Source organism: Stackebrandtia sp. (genome assembly GCF_035643755.1).
In the GTDB taxonomy this organism is placed as follows: Bacteria; Actinomycetota; Actinomycetes; order Mycobacteriales; family Micromonosporaceae; genus Stackebrandtia.
In genome coordinates this window covers 1-2,290 of sequence record NZ_DASQPW010000015.1, presented here as the reverse complement: position 1 = coordinate 2,290, position 2,290 = coordinate 1, and the positions used below count along the sequence as shown (strand labels likewise).

3 protein-coding genes are annotated in these 2,290 nt (G+C 71.0%); 2 read left to right on the top strand and 1 reads right to left on the bottom strand.

Features of this window, described 5'->3' with window-relative positions:
- Both VE172_RS01095 and VE172_RS25325 read left to right on the top strand, forming a co-directional pair.
- Positions 1-1,050: IS701 family transposase (locus tag VE172_RS01095; RefSeq protein WP_324795921.1), on the top strand; the 1,050-nt coding region annotated here is incomplete at its 5' end.
- Positions 1,047-1,229, top strand: a complete 183-nt coding sequence (locus tag VE172_RS25325; RefSeq protein ID WP_349258214.1) for a hypothetical protein — start codon at positions 1,047-1,049, stop codon at positions 1,227-1,229. The genes VE172_RS01095 and VE172_RS25325, both read left to right, overlap by 4 nt.
- On the opposite strand, the gene VE172_RS01090 is transcribed toward VE172_RS25325, so the two are convergent.
- Positions 1,226-2,290, bottom strand: a 1,065-nt coding sequence (locus VE172_RS01090; protein ID WP_324795919.1) for an FUSC family protein, incomplete at its 5' end; no start/stop codon positions are given. The two genes, VE172_RS25325 and VE172_RS01090, sit on opposite strands and share 4 nt — an antisense overlap.

Sequence of the window (2,290 nt, the reverse complement as noted above, 5' to 3'; positions counted from 1 at the left end):
CGGGCGCGGGAGTACATGTCCGGGCTGGTCGCGGGGTTGGAGCGCAAGAACGGCTGGACGCTGGCCGAACGCTCGGGTGAGGTGTCGCCGGATGGGATGCAGCGGTTGTTGCGGCGGGCGGACTGGGACGTCGATGGGGTCCGGGATGATCTGCGGGATTACGTGGTCGCCCACCTGGGTGATCGTGAGGGCGTGCTGATCATCGATGACACCGGGTTCTTGAAGAAGGGCGTGCGGTCGGCGGGGGTGCAGCGGCAGTACTCAGGAACGGCGGGCCGTACCGAGAATTGCCAGATCGGGACGTTCCTTGCCTATGCCTGTTCGTGGGGGCACGCGTTGATCGACCGGGAACTGTACCTACCGGAGTCCTGGACTGAGGATCGGGACCGGTGCCGGTCCGCAGGAGTTCCTGATGAGGTCGGGTTCGCCACCAAGCCGCGTCAGGCGATGGCGATGCTGACCCGCGCCTTTGCCGCGGGTGTGCCGTTCTCGTGGATCACCGCTGATGAGGCCTACGGGCAGGTGAAATACCTGCGGGTGTGGCTGGAAGAACGCGACGCCGCGCACGTGCTGGCCACCAAACGCAACGACACCCTGATCACCATCACCGGCGGCCAGGCCCGTGCTGATGACCTGATCGCCGCACTGCCCGCGCGGGCGTGGCGGCGGATCTCGGCCGGCGCCGGCGCGCATGGGCCACGCGAGTACGACTGGGCGCGCATCCCGATCCGCATCGGCTGGGCGCGGGGCCGGGGCCACTGGCTGCTGGCCCGCCGCTCGATCAGCGACCCCGCCCAGATCGGCTACTACGTCTGTTACGGCCCCCGCCGCTCCAGCCTCGCCGACCTGGCCTGGACCGCCGGCGCCCGATGGCGGATCGAGGAGTGCTTCCAGCAAGCCAAGAACGAAGCCGGCCTGGACCACTACCAGGTCCGCACCTGGCGGGCCTGGTACGCCCACATCACCTTGTCGATGCTCGCCCACGCCTGGCTGGCGGTGGCCCGATCCCTAACCACAAAAGGGGCGCCGATCCCAGCGAGTCAGACATGATCAACTTCACGCTACCAGAGATCCGGCGCCTGTTGATCAACTTGGCCCAACGCACCCTCCACACCGCCGAACACACCTGGTCCTGGTCGAACTGGCGCCGTAGACGCCAGCACCAAGCCCGCCTCAGCCACTACAAACGACGCGGCTACCCACTCACCCGAGTGCCGTTGCAGTACTAGGAAGTCAGCGCCCGGCCCTCCTCCGTGAGCCGCTCCGCGTCCACGGCGAGGGCGCGCAGCGCGTGCCGGGCACCCGCGACCTCGACCAGCGCCTCCCGCAGCGAGGTCACCGTGTCCACACCGGCGCCGTCCGTGATCTGGGCGCGCCGCCGGCGGCACAGGCCCGACAGGTGGTCGTCCAGCTCGCCCAGGAGGTCGTCGAGCTCAAAATCGTCATCGTCCGGCGCGTCCAGGTGGTCGGCCACGCGTTCGAGGATGGCCGGAACGGGACCGGCGTCCACGGGTTCCTCCTTGGCCAGCGCTCCCAGTGTGCGGAGATAGTCGCGCAGCCGCCGCGCGGTCGCGGTCGTGTCGCGGAGCCGCCGGAGCAGCTCGTCAGGCGGCGATGGCTCCTGGGCCAGTCGCAGCGTCGAATCCTCGACCTCGATCGCCGCCGACGCCGCCTCCGCCAGGCTCTGGTGTGCCGGTACGCCCGGTCGGCCCTCGAACCGCGCGGCGACCGTACGCGCCAGGTCGGCATGGGTATGGAACAGCCGCGCCAGGCGTTCGGGCAGCAGGCGGAGCGTGCCGGCGGGCCACAGGGTCCGCGCCGCGGCCAGCGCGATCGCGCCGCCGGCGACGGTGAGCGCGATGCGCAACGCCGCGGCCCGCCAGGACAGCGGCTGGGTGAAGTCGATGAGCAGCATCGCCAGCGGGGTCGCGAACATCACCCAGTACGCGTGGTTGACCGGCGAGAGCGCGAACCCCAGCGCCGCGCCGGCGAAGATGAGGGTGATCAGCGTCGCCTGGCCGGGTGCCACCGCCAGCGCCAGAGCCGCACCGGTGCCGCCCACGGTCGCGCCCCCGACCCGTTTGACCACCCGCTCCACCGTGCCGCCGTAGGAGTCGCGCAGGCAGAACGTGACCGTGATCGGCAGCCAGTACCCGTACGGCAGGCGGAGCCCGGTGGCGAGCGCCATCGCCAGCGCGATCGCGGTCCCCACGCGCGCCGCATGCCGGAACCCGGGCGACCCGGTCGTGACCGCGGCGGTGAGGCGCCGCCGGCCACCGCCCCGACGTTC

Coding starts and splice junctions, on each gene's coding strand:
- VE172_RS25325 (WP_349258214.1), top strand. CDS start 1,047: ATGATCAACTTCACGCTACCAGAGATCCGGCGCCTGTTGATCAACTTG.